This window comes from Azonexus hydrophilus (genome assembly GCF_905120355.1).
GTDB lineage: Bacteria > Pseudomonadota > Gammaproteobacteria > Burkholderiales > Rhodocyclaceae > Azonexus.
The window spans coordinates 1-16,380 of record NZ_CAJHOB010000012.1; the positions used below are offsets into that span (position 1 = coordinate 1).

11 protein-coding genes and 1 pseudogene are annotated in these 16,380 nt (G+C 55.6%); 5 read left to right on the plus strand and 7 right to left on the minus strand.

Annotated elements, in window-relative coordinates:
• Positions 1-201: pseudogene (locus JYJ39_RS10345) on the plus strand (hypothetical protein); the annotation flags it as partial.
• Between the two features lie 132 nt (positions 202-333).
• On the opposite strand, the gene JYJ39_RS10350 reads toward JYJ39_RS10345, so the two are convergent.
• The 4 genes from JYJ39_RS10350 to JYJ39_RS10365 form a co-directional block, all read right to left on the minus strand.
• Positions 334-3,564 carry an NACHT domain-containing protein gene (locus JYJ39_RS10350; protein ID WP_205204142.1) on the minus strand — a complete coding sequence of 1,077 codons (3,231 nt, stop codon included), beginning with the start codon at positions 3,562-3,564 and terminating at the stop codon, positions 334-336.
• A 552-nt stretch (positions 3,565-4,116) separates the two neighbouring features.
• Positions 4,117-5,151 carry an integrase gene (locus JYJ39_RS10355; RefSeq protein ID WP_205204143.1) on the minus strand — a complete coding sequence of 345 codons (1,035 nt, stop codon included), beginning with the start codon at positions 5,149-5,151 and terminating at the stop codon, positions 4,117-4,119.
• An 847-nt stretch (positions 5,152-5,998) separates the two neighbouring features.
• Positions 5,999-6,946: a FecR family protein gene (locus JYJ39_RS10360; RefSeq protein WP_205204145.1), complete on the minus strand. Its 948-nt coding sequence runs from the start codon at positions 6,944-6,946 to the stop codon at positions 5,999-6,001.
• Positions 6,947-6,996: 50 nt separating this feature from the next.
• Positions 6,997-7,524, minus strand: a complete 528-nt coding sequence (locus JYJ39_RS10365; RefSeq protein WP_205204146.1) for an RNA polymerase sigma factor — start codon at positions 7,522-7,524, stop codon at positions 6,997-6,999.
• Between the two features lie 145 nt (positions 7,525-7,669).
• Between JYJ39_RS10365 and JYJ39_RS10370 the strand changes: the two genes are divergently transcribed.
• From JYJ39_RS10370 to JYJ39_RS10385, 4 genes are all read left to right on the plus strand, one after another.
• Positions 7,670-9,925 (plus strand): TonB-dependent receptor domain-containing protein, encoded by a 2,256-nt coding sequence (locus JYJ39_RS10370; RefSeq protein ID WP_205204147.1) that lies wholly within the window; start codon positions 7,670-7,672, stop codon positions 9,923-9,925.
• A gap of 274 nt (positions 9,926-10,199) precedes the next feature.
• Positions 10,200-10,592 (plus strand): hypothetical protein, encoded by a 393-nt coding sequence (locus JYJ39_RS10375; protein ID WP_205204148.1) that lies wholly within the window; start codon positions 10,200-10,202, stop codon positions 10,590-10,592.
• Between the two features lie 10 nt (positions 10,593-10,602).
• On the plus strand, positions 10,603-12,489 hold the full coding sequence (locus JYJ39_RS10380) for a TonB-dependent receptor plug domain-containing protein (RefSeq protein ID WP_205204149.1): 1,887 nt from the start codon (positions 10,603-10,605) through the stop codon (positions 12,487-12,489).
• A gap of 15 nt (positions 12,490-12,504) precedes the next feature.
• Complete coding sequence (locus tag JYJ39_RS10385; protein WP_205204150.1) at positions 12,505-13,860, plus strand: virginiamycin B lyase family protein; 1,356 nt, start codon at positions 12,505-12,507, stop codon at positions 13,858-13,860.
• A 258-nt stretch (positions 13,861-14,118) separates the two neighbouring features.
• Here the strand turns inward: JYJ39_RS10385 and JYJ39_RS10390 are convergent, their stop codons facing one another.
• Genes JYJ39_RS10390 through JYJ39_RS10400 form a run of 3 tightly spaced genes read right to left on the minus strand, consistent with a single transcriptional unit; the run spans position 14,119 to position 16,367 of the window.
• Entirely contained in the window at positions 14,119-15,441 is a 1,323-nt protein-coding gene (locus JYJ39_RS10390) for a ferredoxin reductase family protein (protein ID WP_205204151.1), read from the minus strand.
• A complete protein-coding gene (locus tag JYJ39_RS10395; RefSeq protein ID WP_205204152.1) occupies positions 15,441-15,833 on the minus strand; it encodes a PepSY domain-containing protein in 393 nt (130 codons plus the stop codon). The genes JYJ39_RS10390 and JYJ39_RS10395 overlap by 1 nt, the downstream gene beginning before the upstream one ends.
• A 42-nt stretch (positions 15,834-15,875) precedes the next feature.
• On the minus strand, positions 15,876-16,367 hold the full coding sequence (locus JYJ39_RS10400; RefSeq protein ID WP_205204154.1) for a diheme cytochrome c: 492 nt from the start codon (positions 16,365-16,367) through the stop codon (positions 15,876-15,878).
• Positions 16,368-16,380 lie beyond the last annotated feature (13 nt).

Genomic DNA, 16,380 nt, shown 5'->3' on the forward strand with positions numbered 1-16,380 from the left:
TATCGCCCCTCAATTCAAGATTCTATCGAAGCGACAACTATTCTGACCCAGGGGGGCTGCGTGGGAAACTTCTCCAAAATGGCCGTTTGGGGGGATGAACTGTCGAACTCGGGGGGGCAGATCGTAACGCTGTTTGCGCTGGCCAATCTGTGGCTGGTGCGCAGGCGATTGCTGCCTCTGCTGGGCGAGGTACGTCCGTGAAGTGGGAAATACCGGGGAAAACTCCGAAATTTCACGGTCGACCGTCGAAAACCCTCTGTTTTTCATCCTCTTTATGACAGCCTCCGCAAAAACAACGGGTTGTTCAGAGAATCCCTAGGTGCAGTTCTTGAACTATCGAGAGAACAGTTGAAGCACTCGATCAAACTCAACAGACGGCGTACCTTGCTCAATATGTTTCAGAATTGCCACATATTCAGCCGTGACGCGGTATTGATTCAGTGTCGGCTTTTTGGGGTCAACATACTCTTCGATCACTTTGCCCTTTAGCAGCGTGGGGAGATATGCTCCTGAGAACGGCTTGCCCTTGATGAACTCTTGTTTCTGAGGGTAGAAGTTGCCTCTCGACAGAAAGAGGTTGAACATCTTGGTTAGGCCTGCTCGGACTTCATCTGTTCGTCTCTCAGCAGACTCTTCTCTCTTGGCAATAATGTGAGCGATGCCAGAAGTGTTGCAGGTGTTCGAGAATGTCTTTGGATAAAAAGTCGGATTGACGCCTTTTCTTGGTTCAAGGAGGTTGAACGTACATTCCTCAAAGCGGGTAAATTCGTCGATGGAGCATTCCCAAAAGAAATCAAACCGCTCGAAGTGGCAATTTTCTAGACGAAGGCCGCGAAAATCAAATATTGGCTTAGTTGCAGAATTGCTTCCAACATTGATAAGAGACAGCCTGCTCACGATATTCTTTTCCTTGAAGAAATCGTTCATCGCCTCTGTGCAGAGACTCATGTCAAATTTATTTTTAGAATTTCTCAGCAAGCTCAGATAAAGCGAAAATACGCCAGAGCACGCCCTCTGCTGAAGAGTTTCATCTTTCTCTTTCAGCGTTGGGTTGCTGAACTGAATCGCCTCAATCGTTTCTGAAAGGAACAGAAAAAGTTCATCATTCAAACTTATGCGGTCACAAATTGATTTGACGAATTCGCTATCAAAACGCAAGTAGTCTGCGGCAATATTGATCATTTTCCAGTCCAAAGCGTCTATTGAACACGTTAGGAAATAGTCAACCGCAAAGAGTGCTTTGAAATATTCATTGAAAAAGTCATATCGGAAGGCTAGTCGATCATTGCGCAACGCTAGCAACGGATGACCTTGCAACCGCTGAATCTCATCTGCCTCAAGCTCTGCACCTTGGCCGGATACCTTCGCGAGAACGTTTTTCACATCATAAATAGATATCTCTCCTTCCTCGGCAACCGACAGTTCCGCGAAAAACGCAATTTGCGTTGCCACCGACAAACTGTCCAGTTTTATGATTTCACGATGGCAGACATTTGCTACCAGAAAGTCATTGGATAGCTCAAAATTGAGCAGCCTTTTCGGGCCAGGTAGCGCATTTAAGTCCCCATTTGCGGGAGAGTCGGGGCGTCGCTTGATGAGATAAACAATCAGGTCAAGGATGTATGGGATATAGATCTCATCTTGTAGCTGCTTGTTGCGCAGTGCGAGTTTGTCGGCAGTCGCCATCGCGCGATCGATTTTTCCAGCCTCGACCGACTGGCGGAAAAAATCCTCCGCCATGACTCTAGTGAAGGGTTGCAAATCTAGGTGCTCAACAGGGGCAGTGTGCTGTCTCGAGTCCCAGAAATAGTCGCGACAAGTAATCAAGATCTTGGCACGCTTCAGATTGGTCGAGTACCCGGTAGAAATGGAGTTGATGAAGCTGATGCTGTCAAATTTTTGCCCGAGTTTCGCGATGACCTCATCGATGCCATCAAGAACGATCACGAGGCTACCATTGTCCACCGAAAGCGATAATAGGTCCTTCGACAGCGGCGTGTCGTCTACCGAATGCCTTTCATGTTGTGCATGGTAGAAGTCATATACGTCGTCGATTTTTTTCTTCAGTCGTGATCGTTTCTCTAACTCTCCGATGATTTCATGAGAATCGATAAATAGAATGCCGACCTCGCTATTTTCTTTGTAAATTTCATTTAGAAATTTCTTGACGAGGGTCGTTTTACCTATGCCACCATGGCCCTTGACGATCAAAAGAGGGTTAGCTTCAAATTTGTACCATTTCTTCAGCTCTTGCAAAGCGGATGCAGATTGAGTCGATGCCGAAGTTTCTGCTGAGCCCTCGATGTAGACGGGCAAGGTAAATGGGATGAATTCTTTAATGTGGTCACGATAAAGAAACTGACTACCAAATTCATCAATGAAATAGACGGTCGGCGTCCCAAACTGGGCGCGAAGATTGTTTTTTCTCTTCTCGACGTCTAGAACACTTGCTGGTTTCTCCGTCAAAATGACGAGGTTAGATTCTTTTGAAACGATCTGATTATTGATGAGATATTGGTGAGTAGCGCTCTGGCTTGCTTCCTCATGAAAATACAGGAATTGTCGTGTCCCCCCAAGTTCATCGGTCAAGAGATAAAACTCAAAGATGACATTCGTATTCCAGTCTCGTCGGACTAATGGATAGCCCACTTCGATGGTCAGACTAGAGTTCTTTGCAATATATGCATCAACGGTGCTTCGAATCCCCCGTTCGGGCTTCGCCTCCCCCCGGTCGACTTCAAGCAAATTACTATTTTGATCAAGGTGGCCTGCTCGGAGGCTTCTGCTGCTATCCCTGCTAGGCGACGAATTGCGAGTCAGTCGGAATCGGGAAATTGTAGCTACGCAAAGGTCAGCAGCTTCGCGCGCAGCATGCTCTTGGTTTCGCTCTTTCTCCGCGCGATCGACGTTTTTCTTGTATCCCCAGTCACAGATACCTTTAACGATGATCCAATCAACGGTATGTTCTACTCTCTTAAGTGCCCTGAGGAGGCCACTGCCCTCCATTTCTCCACCAACAGCCGTGGGCTCCGCTTTCAGAATCGCAGTGCGCGCATCTAAGCTGTCAAATAAAGTTTCGATGGAAAGAAGCAGCCCTTCGTGCACGCGTTTACCGCTGATTTCCGCAGCAGTAGAGAAAGTCTTAATTAAAGTGCCACGGGCAGACGAGACGTCTCCTCGTAAGTGGGTCCCTCCATCAGTCACCTTGTGGTGTTGGGCATCTCGGATTTGAGTCGAGATAAGCACGTCACCGATCTGCTGGCCGTCAGCATCACGCGCACCCCAAGCAATACCTACAGCCACTATTACCAAGGGACTAAAATCCGAAACCGCATTGCTTACAGTATCGAATGATGCCCCGTCTCCTGTAGCGCCCATCAGAGACTTGGCGACGACAACCTTCTGTCCGTTCAAATCACCGTAGTCCCAGTAAATCTCGTTGCTCGGCCCCTGCACTGGAGCACCATCGCAGCCAGTTTTATCCTTCAGTGCTTTGCGAAGCTGCGCTTGTTCGTGCGCGTTGACTGTGAGAAGAATGACATCCGCTTTAAGTTGATCGAACATTGTATTTTCTAATACTCCCTAAAAATTTCTCGGATGGCACAGCACATCCTGTGATATTCCACTCTAGTGGACGATTGTAAGTCGGCTTGTGCCCCAACCGCACACTGTGTTGAATCGACCTCGTGAGCATCGTGAGTGCATAGCACCGCATCTCGGCGGCAGATCAAAAGCGCGCCAGCGGCAAGGAATCGCAAGAGTCCCGCGTTTAGGTGAGCGATTCGTCGAATGCGAACGAACGTCTGGTTGCGGATGATGTCCGCATTCCGATGCCCAGCCGTCGTTCATGAAATACGGCTTCACCGTCCGCTCAGGCCGATCAGTTGTCGGTGAGCAGAAGTATCGTGCGACTGCTCAACTTAGAAACCTGCCGTTGGCCAGCGGTGGCAACAGGTTAGTGGCTCCAGTTCGCAGGATGCAAGAGTGGTCGTTCGCCGTTGCCTGACGGTCGAGCGACAGGCGACCACCACATTGCTACCCGACTTCACCCCACAGGCCACCAAATACTGAGGCCAACGAGCCAAAATCATGCTGCCAGCAGCGATCCCTCATCAACTAGCCTATTGCCAACTTCGCCGCAAGCTTCTCGGCTTGCAAGTGGGTATAGCGTTTCAAGACTTGTAGGCTTTTGTGCCCACTGACAGCGGCCAGTTCGAGTACTGAAAAATCTCCTCTTTCCGCCAGGCGGGAAAGCGCTTCGTGACGCAAATCGTGAAACGTCAGTTCGCTGATTTCTGCTCGTTGGCAGGCGCGCTCAAAGGCCTTGTACAAGGTCATGCGTGATAGAGGCAAGACTTCTCCTGTCAATGCTGTCGGCAAGCCTTGCAACACGGCTAGCGCGGCAGGCGACAGCGGAATCGTGCGAGCTTCGCCATTTTTGGTCATGGGCAGAAGGGCAATGCGTCGTTTGAAATCGACATGCTTCCAGTTGAGGGCGAGCAGTTCGCCCTGTCGCATTGCGGTTTCAATCGCCAGGCGAACGGCTGCTCCCAGCCAAGGATTGCCCGAAGTATCGCACTCCGCCAAAAGACGCTGCTCTTCGTCGCCGTGTAGGCGCCTCTCCCTGCCTTGCCCGCCTTGTGGTTTGCGTACCCCTTTGACCGGATTGCCATTGGGTAGGGTAATGCCAAATTCCTTGCTGCCGACATCAAGCACCTTGGACAACAAGTCAATTTCAGTCTTGACCGTTGCCGGAGACACACGAGGCGCAGCCTTGGGATCGCTACGAAAACGTGGATCAGGCTGTTGCAGACGTTCATCGCGGTAACTTGCCACCAGCGCTGATGTGATGGCGGCTAGCGAATATTTGCCAAATGCCGCTATCAAATGTTGCAACTTGTATTTCCAGCCATTGCCTCGATAGTGGTGGGGGGCGAATTCGGCCTTGAAACGTTCGGCCAGTTCTTCAAAGGTGGTTTTTTCTGCTTCCCGGCGTGGCAAATATAGACCTCGATCCAGTTCGGCCTCCATCTGGCGCGCCCATTTCTCGGCATCGCTTTTGTAGTTGAAGGTTTTGAACATTGGTGGCTGACCTTTGCGTCTGACCTGCACACGCCAGCTGTATTCGCCTCGTTTGGTAATCGTCGCCATGGCACACTCGGAAGTTGTGTTGTGCCAAAATTGTGCCATTAAATTTTTAGTGCGTCGATAATCCTTGTGGTTAAGCTATTTTACACTCCCCTGCTAAGGGAGCATGCGGGCAAAACCTGCATCGAGGGTTCGAATCCCTCCGTCTCCGCCAGAAGTTTTGCAAAAAAGCGCCTTTTGGGCGTTTTTTTGTTTTGTGCGCCCAGCATGGGCGCACTCCTGCGGGTGTAAGTCCCGCCCAACTGCGTGAGGCTGACCGAGCGTGGGGAGGGCGAGGCAGGGTTTCGCAACGCATGCGTTGCGCTGCCGCAGCTGGAATCCTGTGCAAAGGATTCCGTGGGCGGCGTGGAACGTAATCTGCGAGCCGATGAACAAGAATCGGATAGAAGGTGCTGTGAAGCGGAGCGAGAAGTTAGCAGAGGCCATGGTGGTTGCCTGTTTGGGGCGAAGGGCCGAAGGAATGGGGGAGTGGCTACCGAGTTTTCGAGAGCGGGGAGTCCCAGATGTTCACTAACCTGGAGCTCGCCATATATTCAGGGTGGGTGAAGCCCTCAATGGTCTGGCAGCGAGATAACCAATCTTGCTGAACTCGAACTGGCGAAACCGGGAGTGTGCGGGAGGGTTTGCCTGCGTACCACCTCAACCATTCCAACCGCCCGGTGCGGGCCCGCATGCCGGGTGGTGTGGCAGGGGCGCAGTCTACAATGGCTGCCCCCTATCCCGATTGCGGTCGCACCGGGAGTGACTGGTCTTTACCGATGGAATCAGCGGTTCATTGTGCCGGGAACAAATCGGTAAAGCGCGGTCAAATAAAACCGGTGCAGGTGGCTGGTGTCAGCTTGTGCGCCGATCAGTTCTGTTGCTCCAGTTTCTGTCTGATCTCAACTTTTCCCGATTTTGTAACGAACTCCACTCCCGCGACTTGTTGGAGTGCCTGCAGCGCCATGTTTTCGTCGTCAATCAGGAACACGCCGCTGATACGTATGCTCTCCAATGGCGGATCAGAGAGTTTGATCGGGGTTTTGCGGTAGCGGTTTAATTCCTCCACGACCGCCGCCAGCGGCGCGGCATCGAACAGGAGCTGCCCGGTTGCCCAGGCTAGTGCAGTCGTATCTACCGGGCGGGCATTGGATATGTTCCGCGCGTTAAATTCGGTCATTTCGCCAGCACCGACTCTGTGCGGCGGCGTATTGGAAGAGGGAAGGTCGATCTCGACCATGCCTTCGGCCACGGAGACGCGTGTCCGAACCTCGTCGACATCGACTTCAAAGCGGGTACCGATGTCTCGGATCACGCCTGCGTCGGTGGCTACTTCAAAGGGGCGCGAGCGGTCGCTGGCGACCGCGACGACGATCCGTCCCTTGTCGAGTTCGATACGACGCCGTTCAGTATCGAATTTCACCCATAGGCGCGTTTCCGGAGCCACGTCTAGAATGCTGCCATCAGCTAGCGTTACATGCCTCAATTCGCCCGAATCGGTTGCCATTTGACCATCGAGCCATCCCAGACTGACCCAGCCACTGATCAATGTGATGCCGGCAAGTCCGGACAGCGTCCGCAATACCTGCCTTCGCCGGGGCTTTGTTGGGCGAAGCTCGGCAGATGCATCCCACATGCGCTGGAAAGCGTCATATTCACTGCGATGACGTGCATCGGCGCTGAGCCAGGCGGCGAAGTCGGCATGTTCGGAATCGGAAACCTCGTCGCCGCGCAAGCGCGCAAACCACAACGCAGCTTCCTCCTGGATGCGTTCGTCGACAGGAGAATTCGTGGTGTGTGGCGAAGAAGCAACTGGCATGCGTGGAATTTTCCGACATGGCACAGGTGGCTGTCAAAAGCAATACACGCTCAGGTCGACCAAAGACGGCGCAAATACAGTATGGCGCGGGCAAAATTGGCCTCTACTGCCTTGACCGATATGCCGAGTCGGAAAGATATCTCAGTTTGTGTCAACCCTTCGAAACGATGCAGGAAAAACACTTCGCGACATCGTGCCGGCAAGGTGTCGATGCCGTTTGCCAAGACTCGCAGGCGTTGGCGTGCTTCGGCAATACGCGCCGGATCGGACACCGGATCAACTAGTACGCTTTCGTAGTCCTCAATGGGTTCGATGGTCGGCCGTATGCGTTGGGCACGCATAAGATCAACGGCAAGGTTGTGCGCCGCGCGCAGCAGAAAACCTCGGGGATTCACAATCGGAACGCTCAGTGGATGCAACAGGAGGCGCAGAAAGATGTCCTGGGCAGCCTCTCGCCCGGCCTCCGGGCATCCCAGCCTGCGGGCGAGAAAAGTGCGTACTACGCCGAAATGCTCTCGATAGAGCTCTGGCAGTAGCGTCTCGGCAGAAGAGGTAACGGAATCGGTGACGTCAGACATGGCTGGATCGTAATGCTTGTTCCCCCTGTGCTAGTGCGGCACGTTGTCGCACTAGCGTAAGCGGACATAGGGGAGGGGGGAAAAATTTCGTCTGTATGGGTAGAGGGCGCTTTTTGCCTCGCATTCATTGATCCAGGGAGAAAACATGTTTCGAAGCAAGTTGACCGCCGGGGGGCGGAACACAATCGCCACCACTTTATTGATTACGGTACTGTGGGCCACCCCGGCTTGGGCCGGTCCTTCCGCCAGTTTCGACGTTCCCGAGCAGCCGCTGTCCTCGGCCTTGCGCGCTGTAGCCAGTCAGGCCGGCGTACAACTGGTATTTACGCCGGAAACCGTTGGCGCTGCCCAGGGGGCGGCGGTCAAAGGCGAGATGAGCGTCGAGATGGCGCTTGAGCAACTACTTGCCGGCAGTGGCCTGAAATTTCGGCGGGAAGGCGAGCGCAATTACGTGATAGCAGATGTTTCCAGACCAGCGAACGACAGTGTGCTGTCGGAAACGGTGGTTACGGCGACGCGGACGGAGCGACGGGTAGATGAAGTGCCCAGCAGCGTTACAGTGATCGATAGTCGGGATATCGCAATTCAGCAACCGCAGCATGTGGCTGATTTGTTGCGTAATGTCGAAGGGGTGGACGTGCTCGGCTACGGTTCTCCAGCCTCCCTTCCTAACGTGACTTTACGTGGTGTGGGCGGTTCATTTGGTGGTTCGACCAGTCAGATGCTTATTGACGGCATGCCCATCGAATCGCCGGTGGCAGGGATCCATCTGGGTATGCATTCCCTGGGGTTACAGGATTTGGAGCGGGTGGAAATTCTGAGGGGGCCTGCCTCGGCTCTCTACGGTCCCAGTGCAGTTGGGGGTGTAGTGAACTTCATTCCGAAACGTTGGCAGGGGGCTCCGGGGGCCGAGATCAATCTGGGTGCAGGCTCCCATGGAGCCACTCAGCTTGCAGGAGCTATAGGTGGAGTCTGGGATGTGATTGACTTTCGCCTTTCCGCGAGCAATTACCAAACTGACGGCTATAAACCTCAGCGCGATGCTGATCCCTGGGGTTCAAGGGATTTGTCTTCTCGGGAGGGTAAGCAGAGGAAAATGGGCCTGACGATAGGTTTGCGGCCGACTGATAATCAGGAATTGACCTTGGTTGCTCGCAGTGGCGATGGCAGCTCCGACTGGCTGGGAGGGCATTCTAATTACCGATTCGATAACGAATCCGAGAGCTACGATCTGGGGTACCGCTACGAGACAGACAGCGGAAGTGCCTTTAAAGTCCGCTATCGCCATACTCGTCAGAAGACTCATATTCTTTTCGACGACGAACAAGTCAATGGCAATGCCGGTAGCCTGATTCTGGCAGAAGTGGATGATCGTGTCGAAGATAGCGACTATTTCGACTTGCAGGCAGACCTGCGCCTGCATGCGGCCAATACCCTGACTCTGGGTTATACCTACAACGTCGGGAAATACACTTCGCGTTGGGAAGATGTGATCTTTGGGGGCGGTGGCAAGAGCGTCTCAAAGAGTCGCCTGAGCGGCATCTTCCTGCAAGATGAACACCATTTCTCTGATGCTTTGACGCTCTTCGCTGGCGGACGCTGGGATCATTTCAAATTCCACGGGGATACGCAGGATGGCCGCCCTACCGGCAAGAACTCCAGTGACAGTGTTTTTAATCCGCGTCTGGGCGTCCGCTACAAATTGAATGAAAATTCATCGCTCTATGTGACCGCTGGCACGGCCTATGTGCCAGCGCTCAATTTCCTGAAGTTCCGCAGCAATGCCAACTGGCTCGACAACCCAGGGCTGGATCCGGAAACCTCGACTTCTTATGAGGTTGGTGCCAATCATCTCCAGGGGAACTGGTCGATACGGGCTGCTCTGTTCCATACTGACTACGAGGACAAAATTTCTTCCATCCGAGTTGGCAATCGTTGGCAGTTCCAGAACATTGGCAAGGTGGAGGTAGATGGGCTGGAACTGGCCGTGGAGGGGCGGCTGGGTAACTGGCATCCCTATGCTAACTACAGCTATACGGATTCGCGCATCAAGAAAAACCCCAGCGACCCATTGACCGAAGGCAAAAGGGTGCAGCGGATTGCGCCACATAAATTCAACCTCGGTGTGACCTATGCTCCCTCCGGTCAATTTTATATCCGGGTCTCGGGTCGTTATGTGGACGACTACTACTTCAACGATCGTAACACCGCTGTCGCCCGCAATCCCGCCCATTTCGTCGCCGACGCCAAGATCGGCTGGCAACTGCCCGGACTGAGCCTGATGCGCAAGGCCGAACTCAGCCTGGCGATCAACAACCTCTTCGACCGGCACTACCGCGAACAGCAGTACGAGTACGCGGATCGCCGCAATGTCTGGCTTGGTTTGTCTGCCCGCTTCTAGGCGTCAACTCCGCCCCCCCCTTTTTGTCCGGCCATTTCACAACGTAGTTCTTTCTTGAATCAAGGGATCCATCATGCAAATCGAAGAAATCGTTTTTGAAGCTCTCGAAGACTGCAATGAAGCATGTGAAGAACTGACCGCCTGTGTTTGCTGTGGTACCCGAGGCGGCAACATGTGTGGTTGTGGACCGAAGCGCTGATCCCTGTAAGGCAGTAACTGTTCTTTAGGAAGTAAAGCCCGAAATGGCCGGGCATCCCATTACAGGAGCATCACGATGATTCAGCGTCAGGACTTCCACGTATTCGCCAGGGGCGACCAGCACTACCTTTTTCTGACCCAGCCGGTCGCCCTGTTCAAGGTGGATGCAGAGACGGGAGCAGCCTTGCAGCAACTGGAAGCAGGCGAGTCCGTAGCCCTGGGTGCGGCAGGTGAACGGGCCCGAGAGGCTGCCGCCTTTATGGATGATTATTGCCGCAAGGCGCCGCCTGCCAGGAAACTGCGGGCGCCCGGGGACATCTCCGACAAGGTCTGGGGGCTCTACCTGTTCGTGTCGCAGGAGTGCAACCTTAAATGCGCCTACTGCTACGGTCATGAAGGCGAATACGGCCAGCGGGGGCGCATGAACGAGACCACCCTGTGGCAGATCGGACAATGGCTCATCGCCTGAGTAATTTCACATGGTAAGAAACGGTGGGTGGTCAATACTGTTTCTTGCGAGCGCTGTCTGGGCAAGTAGCGGGGAGGATATTTCACTCATCACCGCCGCCGACATTGCACGTGAAAAACCAGCGGATGTGATGGAAATGTTGCGAGCCCGCGTCGGGCTGGACGTGAGCAACAGCGTTATCACCATGCGCGGCGTGAAGGGTATCGCCGTCTTCGTCGACGGCTTCGCCTCTTCGTCCACCGAATTTTCCCGGTTGCGTCCCGAACAGGTCGAGCAGATCGAGATCTTACGGGGAGCTGCTTCGGCCCGTTTCGGTGCCGAAGCCATGGGGGGCGCCATTGCTATCACCACGCGTGGCGCCCACCGCGTGCACGGTAACCTGACTCAGGGTATCGATTCACGCAATGGTCGCTTCACCCGTATTGCTGGTGGCGGAGAAAATGGCCGGTTTGGTTGGTCGCTGATGGCGGAAGACAAGGTCGACAACGGCTTCCGTACCGTACCGGACTCCCCCTTCCCCTACCAGATTACCGTTGCCGATGAACGCGGCAAGACGCAGTTGATTGATGGCAAATTCGGTTGGCGTGGCCGCAGTCTGGAAGCTTCGTTGAACATCAAGCGTACTGATGGCTGGTCTTTCTTCGGCCGCCCGAGTTGGGCTTTCGATTGGCGAACCGACAATATTCGCGCCCAGATGACTTGGCAGGTATTCGATAGATTTGCGGTCGAAGCCTCTCTTGGTGAGGAACGCTACGAAACAACCGGCGTGCGCGACCGTGGCACCGGCGTCGACGCGGTGGGCCTGGCTCCGCAAAATCGGTTGGTCAGCAGTTACCGTCAGAGGGAGTTGACCCTTGCCGCAAGCATGCGCGACCGTACTTGGAGCGTACGCAGTGGCATCAACCGCGTTCATCTTGCGGAGAATTTCGCCAATGCTGATTACGCGACGCATTTGGAAAAAATGTCGGCTGACTCGACTATCCGCAAGGAGGCGTTATTTGCTTCTGCGGAGTTCCCGGTCGGCGCAGGCCGCCTGGAACTGGGCCTGCGTCGCGACTTGCAGCGCTATCTGTCATCGCGGGTCTACAACGCTGGACCGCCAGCGCAGACAACGGAAGGGGGAGGTGCGCTGAAATCCGCGACCAGCCCGAAGATCGCTCTCTCCTGGCCGTTGGGGGATGGAACCCGGTTGCGTGGTAGCCTTGGTAGTGGTTTTTCGCCGCCGCAGGCATCCCAACTCTACAACGGCTACGTCAGTGCTGGTAGCGTCACGCTGGCTAATCCTGGTCTGAAGCCCGAGATGTCCGCGACCGCTGATTTGGGGCTGGCACATACCGGTCCGACTGGCGATTGGGGACTTACACTCTTCGCCACACGCTGGCAAGACAAGATTGCTACACGTATCGTCAGTTACGGCATGCCCAACGTTTCCCAGCCGCAGAATGTCGGTGAAGTGGTAGCGCGGGGAGTGGAAGCGAACTGGTCACGGCGCATGGCGAATGGCTGGTCGTTGGCAGCGAACTACACCTATAACCGAACCCGTGTCCTGAAAAACGAAGCAGATCCGTCAGTGGTCGGTAACGAACTCCCAGACATGCCGCGCCACAAGGCAAATCTCTCTTTTACTTACGAGCCATCAGCCGGGTTTGCCGTGCGAATGAAACTGCGGGCGGTCGGTAGTGCCTTCACCGATGACGCGAACACCGTCGTCGATGGCCGGGGTTACCGCTGGAAAAAAGCAGGTTATGCCGTACTCGATCTGGCTGCTACCTGGCGGCGGCCGTGGTGGGAACTCACTCTTGCCCTGGACAACGCGACCAACCGTGATTACGTCCAAGGGTTCTTCTGGCACGGTGAGCCACGCATTCTGCGCGGCGAACTGATCTTGCGTTACTGATGGAGGTACTTAAGCATGAAAGCAACAATCGTCATTTTAATGACAGCAGTTCTGCTCGGCGCTCTTTCCCTTCCGGCTTCTGCCTGCCGCCCCTTTGGCTCCTACCAATTTGCCGAAGACATGGATGGCGGCATTTGGTTCACCGAGGGCGACAACAATTCAGTTTCTCGCTTGGCGCCGGATGGAGCGGTCATTGCGCACAAGCTGCCGACTCCGGCTGCTGAACCATCGTCCGTGACCGTGGATGCCAAGGGCAACGTCTGGTTCGTCGAGTCGGATGCGGCCAAGATCGGTCGGCTGGACAAAGATGGGAGCATCGTTGAGTTTCCCGTACCAAATGGTCATCCGATTTCCGTGAAAGTCGACAGCCGTGGTGAGGTATGGTTTAACCAGATGGCGGGCAATGAAAACGGCAAGGAACACGGTGACCACGCCAGTCATGGCAATCATCGTGTTGCTGCAATCGGGCGAATCGATACCAAAGGCAACCTGCATATTTATCCGACTCCAGCAGGTTGGCCGACCTCTGTCGTATTGGGGCCGCGTGATGAAGCTTGGGTCACGTTGCTTATTCCTGGCGGCAAGGAGGGGAGTCCGGAGGGGCAATTGGCGAGGTTGTCACGTTCTGGCCAGTGGACCATCGTCGAGACGTGGAAAAATAGCTGCCCTAGTTGGTTGACGCGCGATGCAGGCGGGGGGCTTGCTTTTTCTGACCATTGTCGGGGAATACTTGGTCGTGTGTTCTCTGGAGAGAGAGTCGTGGAACAGCGTCTTCCGGGAAAAACTTACATTCAACAAATGGCAGCGGCACCGGATGGCACGCTTTGGTTCACTGGCGACGAGAAAAGTCGCTTAGGTCGCATTGCCCCGAATGGGGACGTGACCTATCTTGACCGACCGGAAAACGGTGATACCACCATGGCCTTGCTGGTGACGCGTAAAGGTGATGTGGTGTTCTCGGAGTTCTACAACTACAACATCAATCGCCTGACGAGGAACGGCGAATACGTTGAACATTTGGTAAGCATCGATGAACGCAAGGACGAGCGCGAAGTGAAGGAAGGCGAGGTTTGCTACGTGCAATTCGGCGCGCGTATTGCTGCCAAGGCCGAGATGGATGCGAAGCGTGCCGAGGAAGTCAGGAATGGTCGTTTCAAGCCGGACGGCAAGGGCACCGAGAAACTCGTCGAGCAGAAGTGTCTGATTTGCCACGATAGCCGCCGCCTGCTGCTTTCGCGGCGCAGTGATTGGACGCCAAGCCTGACGCGCATGCATAGCTATCGTGACCTGCGCGGTGTCGAGCAGTTGACTGCTGATGAAACGACTCGGTTGGTGCGATATTTCAACGAGTACTATGGCTTGGAGCGATAATCTACAGGAAGGGGGTAATCTCCCCACTTCTGGCAGCGGTCAGAAGTAGAGTGGGTTGATGGCCAAGTCCTCCCGGTTGAAATCGTCGATGACATTGAACGAGCTGTAACTCCGGTACTCGGCTTGGCGTGACATTCACGTGCCCCCCCTGCCTGCAAGGCTGTGTCGCGCTCTAATCAACAAAAAACGCTCTTCAGGCACTTTTTTGTTTTCCGCTGACTCAGTTGGCGCAAGGCGAACGGCTGCGCTGCAGTCCTTTTAGCGCATCTCGAAGGCTTCCTGGTGGAAGCGCAGGCGTGTCTGCCCTAGGGTTTTGATTCCCTGACGTAACACTTCGGCCAGCCCGGATGGGCCGCAGAACCAGATTTCGCTGGCATTTTCCGGGGCGACGTTCCTGAGTAGGGTGCTGGCGTCCAGGGTATCGCCCTGCTGCGCGCCGTGGATATGTAGGCGGATCGTCGGCAGGCTGGCGCACAGCGAAGTCAGTTCGGGCACGAAGGGGTCATTGACACAATTGCGCGTGCAGTAGTGCAGGTCGGCGCTCGGGGCGTCGTCTGCTTTGCTGTGCAGGGCGTTGAGCCAGGCCAGGAAGGGCGTGACGCCAATGCCGCCGGCGACCCACAGTTGCTGCGCCTGGCGATTGATGCGGCGCAGGTCGAAGCGACCGTACGGGCCTTCAATGTCGACGGATTGGCCGGGCGACAGCAGCGTTGGTAATTTCCGGGTGTGGTCGCCGAGTGCCTTGATGCGGAATTCGATGCTGCGATCGTCGCGGTTGGCGCTGGCGATGGTGAAGGGGTGTGCGCCTTCGGCGGCGGAGAAGGTGACCAGGGCGAATTGTCCGGCATGGTGGCCGGGCCAGCTTGCCGGCAGGCGACAGCTGACGGAAACGACATCGCTTGCCGGACGGGTGACGGCGAGAATTTCTCCGCGCACTCGCCGGGCTTTGCCGATGTTGCCGAGCAGTGAGCGCAAAGCGCCATAAATGCCGGCAGCAAGCAGTCCGGCCAGCAAGCAGCCGACGGGCTGGGTCCAGTAGTCGCGTGGGGCTAGGAGCGCCGAATGAAAGGCGAGGCCGAGATAAATCACCGGCATGGCCCGGTGCAGGAAGCGCCATGGGCGATACGGGAAGCGCTTCCAGAGCGTGAGTGCGAGTAGCGCCAGCAGGATGTAGAAGCCCCATTCGCCGAAATCCTCGGCCAGATCCTGCAGGCTGTCGAGTAATCCGGTCGCGCTATCCTTGGGAACGCGGCCTGCGCGACCAATGGTCGATTTGAGGAGGTCGTCGGACATTTCGACCAGCCAGTGCAGGATGGCAAAGCTGCCGCCGAGGATGCCTGCCCATTTATGCGTGCGGTAGACGCGGTCCATGCCGCCCAGGGGCGTTTCCAGCCAGAGCGGGCGGGTCGCCAGGTACATCGCCAGCGACATCAGGCCGATCGAGAGCAGACCGCTCAGATAGAGTGCTTCCTGGCGTGCCAGCCAGAGAGGGTGGGCGGGTGAGGCTGCAGCCTGCAGCACATCCCAGCCCCAGGCCAGCCCGAGCAGGGTGGCCAGCAAGGCAAGGACAGTCCGGGTCATCAGCGGCTCCCGGCAGGGGTGACGGGCATATCGTCACGGCAGCGACGTTTGTTGCATTCGCTACCCTGGTCGCCGTGGCGCTCGCTCTGCTGTCTGCTGCGGCGTTCGTACGCACGCGGTTTGGCGACGATCTCACCGGTCCGTGCATCCAGCAGCAGTTTGCTGCGCTCGCCCTGGCTATTGGTCGCTCGCACTTCGTAACGGCCATCTTCGCGCTCGATCTTTTCGATATTCCGGTAGCCGGCAGCCTCCAGTTTTTCGATCACGCGTGACAGCGGTAGCCAGCTGCCCGACGTATCCGTATCGGCGCGGCTTGTCTGGGAAAACATCAGGACACCTGCCAGCAGGCCTGCGGAGAGTGTCAGTGAAAACATGCGGTAGATGAGTGACATGGTGATGACTCCTTGATTTTTGTGGTGAATGGGCGGAGGGCTTTAGTCCTCGTAGTGGCCAAGTTCGGCGTCGGCGTGGCAGGCAGTGCAATTGGCCTTGCTGCGGACATCCTTGTGCCGCCATTCCCAGTCCGGGACTTCGCGGTGTTCGCGCACCCATTTGGGCAGGCTGGTGATGCGCTGGGGGGCACTTGCCGGGGTGACACCACGCAGCAGTTTGCTGCCATAAGCCTGGCCGCCGGTGTCGCCGGCATTGGCGACGAGATAAGCGGTGATTTTTTTGGCGAGGGCCGGATCGACCGAGGCATTGTCGCCAAAGTGGTTGTCGAGTTCCTGCATCATGCGCTGCCATGACGCGGCAGGTAGCATTGAAGCCGGAAAGGCGAGGTGACAACTGCCGCACTCTTCCTTGACCACGGGGTCGGTGACGGGCGGGTAGTAGTGGCCACCACCAGCTTGGGCGCGGCTGAAGATCAGGGCGGAAAATCCTACGGCGAGTAGGCCGAGGACGAGGGGACGGGTGGGGAATGTCATGTGATGTCCTCCG